This window comes from Aeromicrobium sp. CTD01-1L150 (assembly GCF_041951745.1).
Classification (GTDB): Bacteria; Actinomycetota; Actinomycetes; order Propionibacteriales; family Nocardioidaceae; genus Aeromicrobium.
The window spans coordinates 623,505-638,703 of the sequence record NZ_CP169555.1 but is presented as its reverse complement, the minus strand read 5'-3'; the positions used below and the strand labels follow the sequence as shown (position 1 = coordinate 638,703).

Annotated in this window: 18 protein-coding genes; 1 reads left to right on the top strand and 17 read right to left on the bottom strand. The window is 69.4% G+C overall.

Annotation, left to right across the window (positions count from 1 at the left end):
* Positions 1-20: 20 nt before the first annotated feature.
* The 3 genes from ACEVFP_RS03090 to ACEVFP_RS03080 are packed head-to-tail and all read right to left on the bottom strand — an operon-like array spanning position 21 to position 3,045.
* Positions 21-851 (bottom strand): carbohydrate ABC transporter permease, encoded by an 831-nt coding sequence (locus tag ACEVFP_RS03090; RefSeq protein WP_375001886.1) that lies wholly within the window; start codon positions 849-851, stop codon positions 21-23.
* Complete coding sequence (locus tag ACEVFP_RS03085) at positions 848-1,804, bottom strand: carbohydrate ABC transporter permease (protein WP_375001884.1); 957 nt, start codon at positions 1,802-1,804, stop codon at positions 848-850. Before ACEVFP_RS03085 ends, ACEVFP_RS03090 begins: the two co-directional genes overlap by 4 nt.
* On the bottom strand, positions 1,801-3,045 hold the full coding sequence (locus tag ACEVFP_RS03080; RefSeq protein ID WP_375001883.1) for an ABC transporter substrate-binding protein: 1,245 nt from the start codon (positions 3,043-3,045) through the stop codon (positions 1,801-1,803). Before ACEVFP_RS03080 ends, ACEVFP_RS03085 begins: the two co-directional genes overlap by 4 nt.
* Positions 3,046-3,184: 139 nt before the next feature.
* Here ACEVFP_RS03080 and ACEVFP_RS03075 point away from each other — a divergent pair, with 139 nt between their 5' ends.
* Positions 3,185-4,417, top strand: a complete 1,233-nt coding sequence (locus ACEVFP_RS03075) for an ROK family protein (protein WP_375001882.1) — start codon at positions 3,185-3,187, stop codon at positions 4,415-4,417.
* A 9-nt stretch (positions 4,418-4,426) separates the two neighbouring features.
* Here ACEVFP_RS03075 and ACEVFP_RS03070 read toward each other — a convergent pair whose 3' ends face one another.
* The 14 genes from ACEVFP_RS03070 to folE all read right to left on the bottom strand — a co-directional run bounded on the left by ACEVFP_RS03070 (position 4,427) and on the right by folE (position 15,176).
* Positions 4,427-5,056: a response regulator gene (locus ACEVFP_RS03070; RefSeq protein ID WP_375001881.1), complete on the bottom strand. Its 630-nt coding sequence runs from the start codon at positions 5,054-5,056 to the stop codon at positions 4,427-4,429.
* Positions 5,049-6,311, bottom strand: coding sequence for a sensor histidine kinase (locus ACEVFP_RS03065; protein WP_375001880.1), 1,263 nt, complete (start codon positions 6,309-6,311; stop codon positions 5,049-5,051). Before ACEVFP_RS03065 ends, ACEVFP_RS03070 begins: the two co-directional genes overlap by 8 nt.
* Before the next feature lie 13 nt (positions 6,312-6,324).
* Positions 6,325-7,089: an ABC transporter permease gene (locus ACEVFP_RS03060; RefSeq protein ID WP_375001879.1), complete on the bottom strand. Its 765-nt coding sequence runs from the start codon at positions 7,087-7,089 to the stop codon at positions 6,325-6,327.
* Between the two features lie 2 nt (positions 7,090-7,091).
* A complete protein-coding gene (locus ACEVFP_RS03055; RefSeq protein WP_375001878.1) occupies positions 7,092-8,036 on the bottom strand; it encodes an ABC transporter ATP-binding protein in 945 nt (314 codons plus the stop codon).
* 80 nt (positions 8,037-8,116) lie between these two features.
* The gene (locus ACEVFP_RS03050) at positions 8,117-8,896 is read right to left on the bottom strand and encodes a type III pantothenate kinase (protein ID WP_375001876.1); all 780 of its coding nucleotides are present in this window, start codon (positions 8,894-8,896) and stop codon (positions 8,117-8,119) included.
* 4 nt (positions 8,897-8,900) lie between these two features.
* Positions 8,901-9,371, bottom strand: a complete 471-nt coding sequence (gene panD / locus ACEVFP_RS03045) for an aspartate 1-decarboxylase (RefSeq protein WP_375001875.1) — start codon at positions 9,369-9,371, stop codon at positions 8,901-8,903.
* A gap of 3 nt (positions 9,372-9,374) precedes the next feature.
* The gene (gene panC, locus ACEVFP_RS03040; protein ID WP_375001873.1) at positions 9,375-10,241 is read right to left on the bottom strand and encodes a pantoate--beta-alanine ligase; all 867 of its coding nucleotides are present in this window, start codon (positions 10,239-10,241) and stop codon (positions 9,375-9,377) included.
* Between the two features lies 1 nt (position 10,242).
* Entirely contained in the window at positions 10,243-11,250 is a 1,008-nt protein-coding gene (locus tag ACEVFP_RS03035; protein WP_375001872.1) for a Rossmann-like and DUF2520 domain-containing protein, read from the bottom strand.
* 244 nt (positions 11,251-11,494) lie between these two features.
* Entirely contained in the window at positions 11,495-11,974 is a 480-nt protein-coding gene (locus ACEVFP_RS03030) for a DUF3180 domain-containing protein (protein ID WP_375001871.1), read from the bottom strand.
* Positions 11,975-11,986: 12 nt separating this feature from the next.
* Entirely contained in the window at positions 11,987-12,550 is a 564-nt protein-coding gene (gene folK / locus ACEVFP_RS03025; RefSeq protein WP_375001869.1) for a 2-amino-4-hydroxy-6-hydroxymethyldihydropteridine diphosphokinase, read from the bottom strand.
* Entirely contained in the window at positions 12,547-13,026 is a 480-nt protein-coding gene (folB, locus tag ACEVFP_RS03020) for a dihydroneopterin aldolase (protein WP_375001868.1), read from the bottom strand. Before folB ends, folK begins: the two co-directional genes overlap by 4 nt.
* On the bottom strand, positions 13,026-13,502 hold the full coding sequence (locus ACEVFP_RS03015) for a nuclear transport factor 2 family protein (protein WP_375001867.1): 477 nt from the start codon (positions 13,500-13,502) through the stop codon (positions 13,026-13,028). Before ACEVFP_RS03015 ends, folB begins: the two co-directional genes overlap by 1 nt.
* Entirely contained in the window at positions 13,495-14,601 is a 1,107-nt protein-coding gene (gene folP / locus ACEVFP_RS03010) for a dihydropteroate synthase (RefSeq protein WP_375001866.1), read from the bottom strand. Before folP ends, ACEVFP_RS03015 begins: the two co-directional genes overlap by 8 nt.
* Positions 14,598-15,176, bottom strand: coding sequence for a GTP cyclohydrolase I FolE (gene folE, locus ACEVFP_RS03005; RefSeq protein WP_375001864.1), 579 nt, complete (start codon positions 15,174-15,176; stop codon positions 14,598-14,600). Before folE ends, folP begins: the two co-directional genes overlap by 4 nt.
* Positions 15,177-15,199 lie beyond the last annotated feature (23 nt).

The window sequence follows — 15,199 nt, the reverse complement described above, 5'->3', positions numbered from 1 at the left end:
TGTGCGGGCGCGGCGGCGGGCTACTTGACCGCGCCGACCGAGAGTCCTTCGACGAGTCGTCGCTTCGCGATGAGGAACACGATGAGCAGAGGCAGCGAGGTGAGCAGCGCGAGGCCCATGAGCCGGTTCCAGCTCACCGAGTACAGCGAGGTCTGCTGCGCCAGCAGCGCGGAGACCGGGAGGTTTGCCGGATCGGTCATGAGCGTCGTCGCGTAGATGAACTCGCCCCAGGCGATGATGAACACGATGGCCCCGACCGTCGCGATCCCGTTCAGCAACAGCGGCAGCACGACGGTGCGGAACGTTCGGATGCTGGATGCCCCGTCGAGCTGTGCCGCCTCATAGATCTCATCAGGTATCGAGAGGACGAACGGACGCATGAGCAGGATGGCAAACGGTGCCAGCAGTGCAACGTCAGCAAGGACCAGACCCGTGAGGCTCCCCACCAAGCCCCAGTCGGCGAGGATCCCGTAGAGCGGGATGACGGCCATGGGCTGGGGAACCATCTGCAGCACCAGGAAGCCCGCGAGAGCGAGCGCCGACATGCGGGCCCAACGAGGGCCCGCCTTGCGCCCGAGTGCGTAGGCGGCCGGCACGGCGACCAGAAGGACCAGACCCGTGACAGCGCTGGCAATCTGTAGTGACGTGACGACCGAGGAGCTCGCCACATCCAGGATGTCGGTGAACGTGCCCAGGGACGGCACGAAAGCAATGGCGTTGGGACTCTGCTGAACTGTCGCGTCCGACTTCAGCGCCGTCAGCACCACCCACAGCAACGGCAGCATGTAGACCACCCCGAGCGTCACGGCGAAGGCCGCGTTCCAGCCTCGCCGGGTCCGGCCGACGTTCATGCGCGCTCCTCACGTCGGACACCCCAGGCATAGGGCACTGCGAGCAGAGCGATCACGAGCATCGAGACCGAAGCGACGGCCGCACCGATGCCGAAGGAGTAGGTCCTGAAGGCTTCCTCGTAGGCGAGGAAGGGCAGGGTAGTGGTGACCGTCCCCGGGCCTCCGGAGGTCATCACGTAGACGAAGTCGAAGCTGCGGAACGCGTACAGGAAGATCAGGATGATCAAGACGGCGAGTGTGGGGCGCAGGAGTGGAATGATGATCTGCACCGCCTGCCGGATCGGGCCGGCCCCGTCGAGTGCAGCCGCCTCCAGGACATCACGCGGGATCGCCAGCAGGCCACCGCGGATGATGAGGATGGCGAAGGGCAGGCTGGCCCACGCGGCCACCAGGCTGACCGACCAGAGCGCAAGGTTCGGGCTGCTCAACCAGTCGACCGAGGCCAGACCGAACACGTTCAGCGTCGCGTTCACCAGTCCGTCCCCGGCGAGCAGGAACTTCCAGACGCTGCCGCTGACCAGCGGCGGGAGCGCCCAGACGAAGACCATGAGGGACAGGACCGCGCCCGTGAGTCGGCTGGGATGTGCCAGCACACTCGCCGCGACGTAGCCGATGCCCAGGTCGACCACCAACAGCACCGCGGTGAAGATCGCCGTGGCCTTGGCTGCGCTCCAGAACGCGTCGGATCCGAGAACCTCGGCGATGTTGGCGAGCCCCACAAATTCCCACGACCCGATGAGGGTGGCTGGTCCGACGTCGCTGAGCGCCATCCGCACCATCTCAAAGAGCGGGTAGACCCCCAGCAGAACGCAGACTGCAACAGCGGGCACGAGGTAGGGGGCCAGTCGAGGACGCCGTACACGTCGCCGCCGCAGCACCCCCTGGCTTACCGGAGGCAGGTCGCGACGCGGAGACGTGCTCGACGGACCCGGCGTCGTGGTCGGTGACGTCACGAGCAGCCTCCACCGCCGTCCTCACGAGCACCTGTGACGTCGTCGTAGGCAGTCTGGGCCGCGCCGGCTGCCTCCTCCTGGCCGGAGATGACTGCACTGGTCGCCTTGCCGATGGCTGTCTGCATGTCTGCCGTCTTCTCATTGAGCGGCCACGCTGCGGTCTCCGATGCTGCTTCGACGAAGGGCTGGACCAGCTCGTCGTCCACGACCTTCGGGTCGTCAGCGAGCTCGGCACGGGTCGGAATCTGCCCGGACGCCTCGAAGTTGATCAGACTAGCGTCAGCCGACAGCCAGGCCTCCTCGATGTAGCGCCACGCCAGATCGGGATCGTCGGCGAAGGCGCCGATCCCGAGTCCCTCGCCGCCGGGGAAGACCCGGCTCCCCTCGCTGCCCGCCGGGAAGCGGACCGTCCCGACGTCGAACGAGGCGTCGGGCGCATCGCCGAGGTTCCAGTTGCCGTTGATCCCGAAGACATACCGCCCGGTGGCGAAGGACTGCCAGGCGTCGGTCTGATCCCAGTTCGCCGCCTCGCGAGGCACGATGTCCTCGTCGGTCCAGGACTGCAGTCGCTCTAGCGCAGACTGCAGTGAGGACTGCTCGAGGTTGCAGTAGTCCTGGCCGTCTCCCAACAGCAGAGGCATGAACATCCAGGCCCCCTCGACCGTTGGTGCCCCCGCCATGGACAAGGGGGTGTAGCGGCCGTCGTTCGCGACTGCCTCAAGTGCATCCTGGAAGTCATCAATGGTCGTCGGCGGTTCAATGCCGAGCTCATCGAGCGCGTCCGCGTTGTAGTAGAGACCGAGCAGATTGGTGTACGACATGACGTTGTAGACCTTGTCGTCCTGCCGCCACACGGCCGAGTCGGCGAACTGGTCGCTGTCCTCATACTCGTCCCAGTACTCCGTCATGTCGGCGAGGACGCCCGCACTCGCCAGCGAGGGGAAGTCGACCACGACGTTGTCGAGAACAATGTCGGGCCCGTCCTGGGTGGTAGCCGTCGCCAACAGCTTCGAGGGGAGCTGTTCGAGGGGGATCTGGACCACCTCGATGTCCACGTCGGGATTGTCCTCGATCCAGCGCTCGTTCTGCTGCTCCAGAGCGTCGTTCTGGCCGCCGGCGGTGTAGTAATTCCAGATCGTCAGGGACGATCCGTCCGAGCTGTCACCTCCGTCACCGCAAGCCGCGAGCAGGAGCGCACCGACAGCCGCTCCGCAAATGGCCGTACGCAGTCGTCGATTCATCGTGACGCTCCTCACATATTTCGTTGACCATCAACGTAAATATGTCGTCGACCGATGTCAAGGTGTCAGATAGTCTTCCTGCGCGACAATTTTCTGGCTGACGGGAGTCGACCTCATGGAAAAGCCCTCGGCTCCGTCCGTGACTGCAACCACGCCCCCCGCCGCGTCCGGCAGCGACCCCCTCGCGCGAGCCTCTCGTTCGGGCGAGGTCCTCAGGCTCATCCGCACAGGAGCAGCCACGACCATCTCCGAGCTCGCCACAGCCATGAACGTCGCCCGCTCAACCGTCACCGACCGCGTCGACCTGCTGACCGACATCGGCATGATCGTGCCGCGCACAGGCTTCTCGACGGGACGCGGACGCCCGGCAACGGTCTTTGCCTTCCGTACTGATTCCCGCCTCGCCCTTACCGCCCAGGTCGGGATGAGCGGCGTGCGTCTCGGCCTGGCAGATATGGCCGGGAACATCCTCACCACGCACACACACGACCTTGCTCTCGCGGAAGGCCCTGAGGCACTGTTCGACGCACTCCAGGCAGGGTTCAGCCGACTTCTCGACGCAGCAGAGCGTACGGTCGAGGACGTCGTCGGCGTCGGAGTCGGCCTGCCGGGACGAATCGAGCTGGAGACGACGGAAGGACTCGGGGCATCATCGACCCGGCCGTGGCTCTCCCACTCCCTGAAGTCCTGGCTCGAGGACCTGTACGACGTCCCCGTCTGCGTCGACCGCGGCGTGAACCTGCTCTCCAACGCCGAGCACCGCTCCTTTCATCCGTCAGCCGAGATACTGCTGGGGCTGAAGGTCGGGACCGTGATCGAGTGCGGGATCGTGGTTGCCGCGAAGACCGTCACCGGAGGAAGCGGCATCGCCGGCGAGATCGGACACACCCGTGTGCCCGGCAGTGAGGCCCCGTGCGCGTGCGGGAACCGCGGGTGCCTGAACGCCGTCGCCAGCGGCGCCGCGCTGGCCGAGCAGCTGAACAACGACGACCTGCCAGTGCGATCCGCCCGTGACGTCGCCGACATGGCCGCCAACGGTCACTTTGCGGCAACGAGTGCCCTACGGTCCGCAGGTCGAGCCGTCGGCGAGGTCGTGGCCGGCGCAGTCAACCTGCTCAATCCAGACATCATCGTGGTCTGGGGCTACCTCGCCGACGGCGGGGATCACCTCATCGCGGGACTCCGAGAGGGGCTCTATCGCGGGGCCGTCCCCGCCGCGAGTCGTCACGTCGTGATCGAACCTGCCCGGCTCGGTGACGATGCCGCACTGCGCGGGGCGGCGACCGCCGTCGTGGAGCAGGCACTCACACCGGAGAGGGTCGATCGACAGGTGCCCATCGACGCAGCCCGGCGAGGACTCCAACGAGCCTAGTCACTCGACTCAGGAACCCAGGAGTCCTCGGTCGTAGCCGATGGCCACCGCTGCCGCCCGGTCCTTCACCCCGAGCTTGTCGTAGAGGTGGCTCAGATGGGTCTTCACCGTCGCCTCGCTGACGAACAGCGACCGCGCGATCTCCCTGTTCGAATGTCCCTTGGCCACGAGCGCGAGGACGTCGGCCTCGCGGGAGCTCAGCGCCGTCGAGGACGAACGGGCCCGCGCCACGACGCGTGTCGCCACGGCCGGCGACAGCACCGACTCCCCCGCCGCAGCGGCCCGGATGGCCGCGAACAGATCACTGCGCGGGGCGTCCTTGAGCAGATAGCCGGTGGCGCCCGCATCGAGTGCGGCCATGATGTCTCGGTCGGTGTCGTACGTCGTCAGGACCAGGATCCTGGCCCTGCTCCCCCGACCGGTGAGGGTCGCGATGGCCTCGACCCCGCTCCCGCCCGGCATCCGCAGGTCCATCAGCACGACGTCGGGATCGAGACGGGCGACGACCTCCACGGCCTCGACGCCGTCACCGGCCTCGCCCACGACCTCGACGTCCGGCGCGGCCTGGCACATTCCGCGCAACCCGTCACGAACGACCGGATGGTCGTCGACGATGACGACGGTGACGGGCTCACTCATGAGTCGACTGCTTGCTGAGGTACGGCACACGCAGGGAGATCGCGGTGCCGAAGCCGTGCTCGGACTCGACCACGATCTCCCCCGCGACGCGTGCCGCACGCTGGCGCATGCCGCGCAGGCCGACACCTCCGGTCCGTTGAGGCGCCGAAGGACCGGACGGGTCGAAGCCACCACCATCGTCACGCACGTCGAGGACCAGCTCGTCATCCATGTACGACAGCGTGACACCGACCCTGGACGCGGCGGCATGCTTCGCGACGTTCGTCAACGCCTCCTGCGCCACCCGCAGGACCGTCGCCCCGACGTCCGGGTGCACGGCCTCGGGCTCGCCAGTGACCATGAGGTCTCCCCGGACACCGCTCGACCCGGCCCAGTCGGCGACGAGCCGGTCGAGCACCTCGGGCAGCTGTCGGTCGTCCAGCTGCGCCGGCAGCAGCCCCTGCACCGAGCGGCGCGCCTCCCCGAGCGCGTCACGGGCCAGGTCGCCGGCCCGAGCCCGGTGCGCTCTGGCATCGTCGGGCTCGACGGCGTCGTCGGCAGCCCGCAGCTGGGTGACGATGCCGGTGAGGCTCTGCGCCAAGGTGTCGTGGATCTCCAGGGCGAGGCGCTCGCGCTCGTCGTGGACGCCGGACTCACGGGCACGAGCGACCAGCTCAGCCTGCAGACGGGCGTTCTCGGCCAAGGCCTGCTCGAGACGCGCGTTGGTCCGCTCCAGCTCATCGATCGTGCTGGTGCGCTCGCTCGCCAGCTCGGCCTCCTGCCGCATGATGCGACCAAACATCAGCACCAGGGCAGCATTGACGGCGAACAGCGCACCGAACACCCCCACCTGCACGGCGCCGTCCAGCGGCAGCCCCCCGGACTGTGAGCCGGCCATGGTCACCGCAGCGACGATCAGCGCCACGTCGGCCCAGCGCCGGGACAGGTAGAGATCGGCGTCGAAGTAGGTGGCCACGGCGAAGAGCGCGAAGAACGGATTGATCCAGGTCAGGATGAACGCGATCACGATGCGCAGGACCAGGTAGGACGCCCCGAGCCAGTCGTCGAGCGGATGGTTCCATCGCCGGTCGACGCAGACGCGGTGCAGCACGACCGCCGCGATGCACAGACCGGTGATCAGGCCGTAGCGGTCGCCCTGGTCGACGAGCTCGGCCGTCCAGGCCGCGGCCACGACGCTGACCGCCATCAGGAAGTACGGTCCGTATCGAAAGGCGGTCTCCCACTGACTGTCGATACGGCCGGCGAGATCGCTCACGTCCCCTCCCCGTTCACTCCCACCGGAAGTACCGCGCAGCGAGAGCGCCGGTGACGACCGCCCAGCCGGCGACCACGAGGACGTGGACCAGTGACGGCCAGTCACCCTGGACCGTGGCGTCGAGCGCCAGCGCCGCGGCACCGAACGGCGTCCAGGTGACGATGTCGCCGAGCAGGTCCGGCATCGCCGAGACGGGCAGCCACAGACCGGCGGTGAACATCAGGGGGAAGAGCAGCACCGTCCCCAAGGTGGTGGCGATCTTGGCAGTCGGCGCAAGACCCGTGACCAGTCCGCCGATCGCGAGACTCGCAGCCAGCACGATCAGCATCACGCCGATGAAGCCCACCATGTTCTGCGGCAGCGTGACGTCGAAGGCGACGATCGCGACCACGATGGCGAGGATGCTGCCGAGCAGTGCCGCCGCGCCGTGCAGGACGTACTGGGCCAGGAGCAGGTCCCGGGGCCGGGCCGGGGTGGTGGACAGCCGCCGCAGCACCCGCTGCTCGCGGTAGGCCGCCACCACGGTGGGCATCGTCGCGACGGCCGCGAACAGCATGGCCACCATGGGCATGATCGAGACGTACAACGAGATGACCGAGACGCCGTCCTCGCCCACCTCTCGGAAGTCAGGAATCAGGCCGAGGATCCCCAGCAGCAAAGGGGGAAAGACGACGATCCAGAACAGCGCCGCCGGCTCCCGCGTGAACAGCTTGAACTCGGTGCGCAGCACCGTGCCGGCGGTGGAGTGGCCGCTGGATCGAGTGGGGGTGGAGGTCATGATCAGGACACCTCGGCTTCCGTGTGGTCCAGGGAGTCGATGTTCGCGGGTTCGGCCGTCAGGTCGAGGAAGGCATCGTCGAGCGTCGAGTCCTCGACCCTCAGACGATTGGGCCGGACGCCCCGTGTGCGCAGGTGCTCCAGGACCTCCAGCACGGCGGAGTCGGTGAGGTTGAGCTCCACCCGGTCGCCCTCGCGGGAGCGGACGTCGCTGACGCCGTCGATGGCGGCGAACACCTCGTGCGGCACCGGCGAGGACGGCGTGAAGCTCATGGTCGTCGGGGCGCCGGTCTGGCCGATGATCTCGCGCGGCGTACCCTCCGCCACGATCCGGCCCTCCGAGATGAGCACCAGCCGGTCACACAGGTGCTGCGCCTCCTCCATGAAGTGGGTGACGAGGATGATCGTCGTGCCGTCCGCGCGGGCCTCCTCCACGACCTCCCACACACCGCGGCGCGAGCGCGGGTCCAACCCGGTGGTCAGCTCATCGAGCAACGCGACGCGGGGCCGCCCGATGAGGGCGAGGGCAACGGCCAGACGCTGCTTCTGGCCGCCGGAGAGGTTGTCGTAGCGGGTGCCGAGCTTGTCACCGATGCCAAGACGCTCGGCCAGGGCGAGACCGTCGGCGGGCTCGTCGTAGAACGACGCATACAGCTCCAACGCCTCACGTGCCGTGAGCTTGGCCTGGAGCCCGGCCTGCTGCAGCTGGACACCGACGAACGTCGTCACGGCGCGGCGATCGGCCACGGGATCGAGCCCGTCGACGCGCACGGAACCGGCATCGGGACGACGCAGTCCGGCGATGCACTCGACGGTCGTCGTCTTCCCGGACCCGTTGGGACCGAGCACCCCGACGACCTCGCCGTCAGCGACGTCCAAGGACAGGCGGTCCACCGCAACGGTGGACCCGTAGGTCTTGCGCAGGTCGCGCACCTCGATGACTGACATGACTCAAGCGTCGCGCACCGGCTCCCTCCCGGGCATCCACCGATCGGCTGGAGATCAACCTCCGATCGGCGGAGTCGACGTCAGGTGTGGTTCTTCTCGTGCACCAGGCGCAGACCGGTGAGCGTCAACCACGGGTCCCTCGCGGTGATGCTGGAGCAATGGTCCAAGATGACGTCGGCGTACGAGCCGGTCGCGATGACGGCGACGTCGTCCGGCTCCGCACCGAGTGTCTCGATGACCCGGTCGACGATGCCGTCGACCAGACCGGCGAACCCGTACACCGCTCCCGCCTGGACCGCCTCGACGGTGTTCTTGCCGATGACGCCACGCGGCTGGGCCAGCTCCACGGCCCGCAGCTGCGCCCCGTGGCGCGCCAGCGCGTCCAGGGACAGCTCCACGGCCGGCGCGATCGCGCCCCCGAGGTAGCGGTTCTGCTCATCGAGCACGTCGAAGATCGTCGCGGTGCCGTTCATGTCGACGACGATCGCCGGCCCACCGTAGAGCTCTGCGGCCGCCAGGGCGTTGACGATGCGGTCCGCACCCACCTCACGTGGGTTGTCGGTCTGGATGGCGACGCCGGTCTTCACCCCCGGGCCGACGACGGAGACCGGCAGGGCGGAGAAGTACCGATCCAGCATCGCCCGCAGCTCCAGCTGGATCGACGGCACGGTGCAGCACATCGCCACCGCCTCGACGTCCCCCAGCCCGGCGGAGCGGACGAACCCGTGCGCCAGCAGGTACCACTCGTCGGCCGTGCGAGCGACGTCGGACGACACGGTCCAGTGCTCCAGGAGCGTCGAGCCCTCGAAGACCCCGATGACCGAGCGGCTGTTGCCGACGTCAAGCGTCAGGAGGCTCATCGCGTCAGGACCGCAGGACGAGAGGGTTGGGAGCGACCGGTGCGGCCTGTGCCCCCGCAGTCACGTCGCCGCGGACCAGGTCACCCCCGTGGGTGCCAGGCAGCACCTCGGCCGGGTCCGAACCGGTGCCGATGACGTGGTTCTCGGAGTCGACGAAGACCACACTGGGCTCGAACGTGCGGGCCTCGGCGTCCTCCATCTGTCCGTAGGCGATGAGGATCACGAGGTCACCGGGGTGCACGAGGCGGGCAGCGGCGCCGTTGATGCCGATGACGCCCGAACCGCGCTCGCCGGCGATCGTGTATGTCTCCAGCCGTGCACCGTTGTCGATGTCGACGATGTGCACGAGCTCGCCGGCCAGCAGGTTCGCAGCGTCCAGCAGGTCGGCGTCGACGGTGACCGAGCCGACGTAGTGCAGGTCGGCCTGCGTCACGGTGGCGCGGTGGATCTTGGAGGTCATCATGGTGCGCAGCATGGGTCAGGCTCCTTCGCTGGCTGAGTTCGCAGAGTCGGGACTATGTCCGCTCATGTGGGGGACGAGACCGGTGTTGTCGAGCAGGCGAGGTGTGCCGACGCGTGCGGCGACGAGCAGCCTGGCCTCCTGCCCCGGCACGGGCGCGCCGAGGTCCGGGTCGGTGAGGGCCAGGTAGTCGGGAGCGATCCCTTCGGCCTCGAGCACGGAACGGGCGGCCGTCACGACGGCGTCGATGCCCTGCGAGGCCGCTGCCACACCGGCATCGAGCGCCCTCGACAGCGCCGTGGCACGCTGCCGCTCCTCGGCGCCGAGATAGACGTTGCGTGAGCTCATGGCGAGCCCGTCAGCCTCTCGCACGATCGGGCAGCCGACGACGTCGACGCCCAGGCACAGCTCGGCAGCCATCTGCCGGATGAGCACGAGCTGCTGGTAGTCCTTCTCACCGAAGACGGCGACGTCGGGACGCACCAGGCCGAACAGCTTGGCCACGACGGTGAGCACGCCCCGAAAGTGCGTCGGCCGCTGCTCTCCCTCCAGGACACTGCCGAGCGGCCCGGCATCCACGGTGACCCCGGCATCGGGACCGTGGGGGTACATCGTCTCCAGGGTGGGGGCGAAGACCACGTCGACGCCGGCCTCCTCGCATCGCTGCAGATCGGCGTCGAAGGTGCGCGGGTACGCCTCGAAGTCCTCACCGGGCGCGAACTGCGTGGGGTTGACGAAGATCGACGCCACGAGCGTGTCGGCGAGCGGCCGGGCATGCTTCATCAGCTGCACGTGGCCGTCGTGCAGCGCGCCCATCGTGGGGACGAGCGCGACCGGCCCACCCAGGTTCGTGAGCTCGGCTGCGGTGCGGACCACAGTAGGCATGTCAGCCGCTCACGTCCTGGGCACGGGCGTGGCTATCGGCCGCCCGGAGCCCGGCACCCCCGGCACTGCCATCCGCCGCCCGGAGCCCGGCACCCCCGGCACTGCCATCCGCCGCCCGGAGCCCGGCACCCCCGCCTGTGGCCTCGCGGACCGCGTCGGCGGCCTCGGCCGACAGACGACCGTCGGCCTCGGCGCGCCCGGCCGTGGCTTGCGCGAGCGCCTCGTAGGCGTCCTGGGTGGAGGCGGGCGCCTCGGCAAGGGCCTCCACGTGGGCACGCACGGTGGTGACGTCACCGCGGGCCACGGGGCCGGTGAGGGCGGCATCGCCCAGCTCCAGAGCGTTGGCGAGGGCGGCTTCCAGCAGCGGGCGGAGGACCTCGGCAGCCATGCCGGCGTCGGTCGTGCCCTCCGCCGGATGCCCGATCCCCCGCAGCAGCTCCAGGGACTGGGCGACGAGGGTGGTGAGGTGATTGGCTCCGTGGGCGAGCGCCGCGTGGTAGCGAACCCGGTCGGCCTCGTCGACCCACAGGACAGTGCCACCCAGCGTCTGCACCAGGTCCGCCGCGAGGTCGCGATCGGTGTCGGCGGCGGTGAGCCCCCACACGCAGGTCCGCTCCAGGTCGGCCGTGCCGCCGGTGAAGGTCATGGCCGGGTGCAACGCCAGAGGCCGGGCACCGCGGCGGGTCAGCGCCTCCAGGGCACCCAGACCATGGCGACCGCTGGTGTGGGCCACGACGGTGCCCGGACGCACGGCGTCGGCACCGGCAAGCTGCTCCGACAGAGCGACCAGAGCGTCATCGGGCACAGCCAGCACCAAGACCTCGCTGCGTCGGGCAACATCGGCCGGGTCGAGAACCGGGACATCGGGCAGCATCGTGGCGGCGCGCAGACGCGAGGCGTCGGACCGGGCACTGACACCGACGATCTCGTGGCCGGCGGCACGTAGGCGCGCCGCGACGACCGAGCCGACACGGCCGGCCCCGATCACGCCCACAGCAGGACGCTTCATGATGGATGTCCTCTCGTTCCAGTCCCATGACGGGTACCAGACAATCTGACGTCGTCAGTCTATCTCCCGATCCCCCGTCGCAGACGCCCACGTGCGAGAGGTCACACGCGACCTCCAGGAGCCAGACCGGGCCGCGCCAGATGTCGCCCGCAGCCCGGCTGTCCGGCGCTCCTGCCACCCGGTTCGTGAGCCTGGGCCCCCAACCGCGGGGCGAGTGGGGGCCCAGGCTCACACATCGGGGGACTCAGGTCGTGGGTGAGGCGCCCGGGGGCGGGTCGTCATCTTCAGGCAGCCGCAATGTGCGCTCCAGCCAGAGGGCCATGACGACGACCGCCAGGGCCGCCAGAGCCGCCAGAGCCGACTGCAGGACCCGCTCACGGCCCAGGACGGTGTCCATGGCGTCGAGGTACATCAAGGCGTAGCCCAGGTAGCCGCCGAGGAACAGCGAACCGACGATCGCCGACGCCTTGGCCAGCGCGAGCAGCCGGATGCCGAGCTCGCTGTTCATCTGCCGCTTGTCCTCACGCAGGTTGCGCCAGGTGCCGCGGGCCGTCCAGCCGAGGCCGAACGCCAGGGCGCCCAGCGCGAGCGCCGCCACCCAGCCGGGACGCGGCGCCACATGGCCGGTGCGCACTGCGATCTCCGGGACGGACGTACCGACCACCAGACCGACCGCGACAGCGACCGCCACGTGCAGTGCCGAGGTGTGGCGGACGTGTCTCACAGGATGGCTCGGTCAGAGCATGATCTCGAGGTCCCCGCGACGCTCGACGCCGGAGGTGTCGACGTCGCCGATGAGATCGGCGACGAACCCCTTGCCCGGGATCTCGCCCTCAGGATCGATCTCCAGCCACGGCACGAGCACGAACCCCCGCTCGTGCGCCCGCGGGTGCGGCAGCTGCAGCGTCTCGTCGTCGGCGATGCGATCTCCCACGACGATGAGATCGACGTCGAGCGTCCGGGGCCCGTTGGCCTCGGGACGCTCACGTCCGAACGCATCCTCGATGGCCAGGGCACGATCCAGCATGGTGTGCACCGTCAGCGTGGTGTCGATGAGGACGACGGCGTTGAGGAACTTGCCGGAGCCCTCGGGCGCCTTGACAGGCTCGGTCTCATAGACCGAGGAGACCGCGACGATGGTGACTTCCGGAGTGTCCTCGAGCGCCGCGACGGCACCCTGCAGACGGTTGAGTCGATCGCCGAGGTTCGAGCCGATGGCGATGACCGCCTGCCGGATGGGACGCATGCCACCGGTCATGGTGTCTGCGTCGAGCACGTACGGCGTGGGCGATTCGGTCACTGCTTGCTCCGCTCTGTGGTCACGCTGACATTGTCGAACGCCACCGTGATGGGCGCTTCGGGCTTGTGCACCGTCACGCTCGCCCACTTCACGGGCGGGTGCGACAGGCACAAGTCCACCATACGGAGTGCAACGGACTCAACGAGGTCCATCGGTGGACCGACAATGACGTCGTGGATCTGCTGCGCCAGCACGCCATAGTCCACAGTGGCAGAGAGGTCGTCGTCCCGGCCGGCGGCCGAGAGGTCCAGACCGATGGTGACATCGGCGACGAACTCCTGCCCGTCACGTCGCTCGTGCTCGAAGACGCCGTGATGACCGCGGGCACGGATACCCTTCAGCTCGATCCGGTCTGCGCCTTCTGCCGCCCCCGGCCCGGCACCCCCGCCGGTGCCTTCGGCCGCCCCCGGCCCGGCACCCCCGCCGGTGCCTTCGGCCGCCCCCGGCCCGGCACCGCTCGCGCTCGACCCGCCCATCACTCGTCTCCCTCGTCCTCGACGACCTCGAGGACCGGCGAGGCGTGCCGCGACCAGAACTTCCACGGGGCACCGGCGTCCGAGCGCACCAGGACACTGGTGCAGACCGCCTTGCCGCCGGAGAAGGAGTCCGCGGACTCCACGCCCTCACCGGACAGGATGTTCTCGGTGCAGGTGACCACGGCGACGTCTCCCTCGACTGCGTCCCCCGCCCCCTCGCCGGCCTGCCCCACAGCGCTGGGAGCGCCCGGCAGGACGCTCACGGCGACGTCGGTGAGGAAGAACTGGATGTAGCCGACGTTGGCCATGAGCATCGCCCACGAACGCAGGACGGACTCGGTGCCGGTCAGCGGCTCGGCGCCGGGGTGGACGCAGGACGTCGTGGGCGCATCGGCCCACAAGGACTCCATCAGCTCCAGGTCGCCGGTCTCCACGGCATCGTAGAAGGCGCGGTGGCGGGCGAGCACGTCACTCATCTGCGGAACCACCCTTCTCCCAGGCCAGACGGGCGACGACGCGCACCGCGTCGGCCGACGGACGCGGGTCGTGCACACGCACGCACCACGCTCCCGCAGCAGCGGCCAAGGTGGTGATGGCAGCGGTGGCATCCTCACGGTCGTCCACGGGCCGGTTCCCGTCGCCGTCGGCAGTCGCCAGCCCCCCGTGCCGCCCGGAGTCCGGCACCCCTGCTGTACCGTCTGGCCGCCCGGAGCCCGGCACCCCCGCTGTACCGTCTGGCCGCCCGGAGCCCGGCACCCCCGCCAGGAGCTCTCCGAGGAATCGCTTACGGCTGGCCGCCACGAGCAACGGGTGCCCGAGCTCCATGAACGCCGGCAGGTCGGCCAGCACGGACCAGTTCTGCTCGCCGGTCTTGGAGAAGCCCAGCCCGGGATCCACGACGATCCGCTCCGGCGCCACACCGGCCTCGAGCGCCCGCTGCACCTGCTCACGCAGCTCGGCCACGACGTCGGTCACGACGTCGCCGTACTGGGTGAGGTCCTGCATCCGATCAGAGTGCCCGCGCCAGTGCATGAGCACCACCGGAGCAGCCGTCCGAGCCACGAGTGGGACCATCTGCGGATCGGCTCGGCCACCGGACACGTCGTTGACGACTGCGGCACCAGCGTCCAACGACTCCGCCGCCACGCGCGCCCGCATCGTGTCGACCGAGACGTCCACACCCTGGCCGGCCAGGCCTCGCACGACCGGCAGGACACGCGCCAGCTCCTCCTCGACGTCGATGCGCACAGCGCCCGGACGGGTGGACTCCCCGCCGACGTCGACGAGGTCGGCACCACGCTCGATGAGCTCCAGTCCATGCTCCACCGCCGTCTGGGGGTCGATCCAGTGACCGCCGTCGGAGAAGGAGTCGGGCGTCACGTTGACGACGCCCATCACCCGGCAGCGCCCGATGGGCTGGAGCACGGCGGGGGTGCCGGGCCCCGGGCGGCCAGACGACACGGCGGGGGTGCCGGGCTCCGGGCGGCCAAACGGCACAGCGGGGGTGCCGGGCTCCGGGCGGCCAGACGGCACAGCGGGGGTGCCGGGCTCCGGGTGGCGGAAGGTACCGCTCACGCGCGGTTCCTGCCGGCAGTGATGAGACCCATCGCCTCGGCGCGGGTGGCGGGGTCGCGCAGCTGGCCACGCACGGCGCTGGTGATGGTGCTGGCACCACCCTTGCGGACGCCACGCATCGTCATGCACAGGTGCTCGGCCTCGACCACGACGATGACACCGCGCGGCTGGAGCACCTCGATGAGCGCGTCGGCGACCTGGGTGGTCAACCGTTCCTGCACCTGGGGCCGGCGGGCGAACACGTCGACGAGCCGTGCCAGCTTGGACAGTCCGGTGACGTGGCCCTCCTCGCGCGGGATGTAGCCGACGTGCGCCACACCCGTGAACGGCACCAGGTGGTGCTCGCACAGGCTCCACAGCTCGATGTCCTTGACCAGCACGAGCTCGTCGTGCCCGACGTCGAACGTCGCGGAGAGGACCTCGTGGGCATCCTGGTCCATCCCGGCCAGCAGCTCGGCGTAGGAACGCGCCACCCTGGCCGGGGTGTCCCGCAGGCCGTCGCGGTCCGGGTCCTCCCCGATGGCGAGGAGGAGCTCGCGGATCGCCGCCTCGGCACGCGGCAGGTCAACACTCATCGGGCTGCACTCATCAGCTGGGA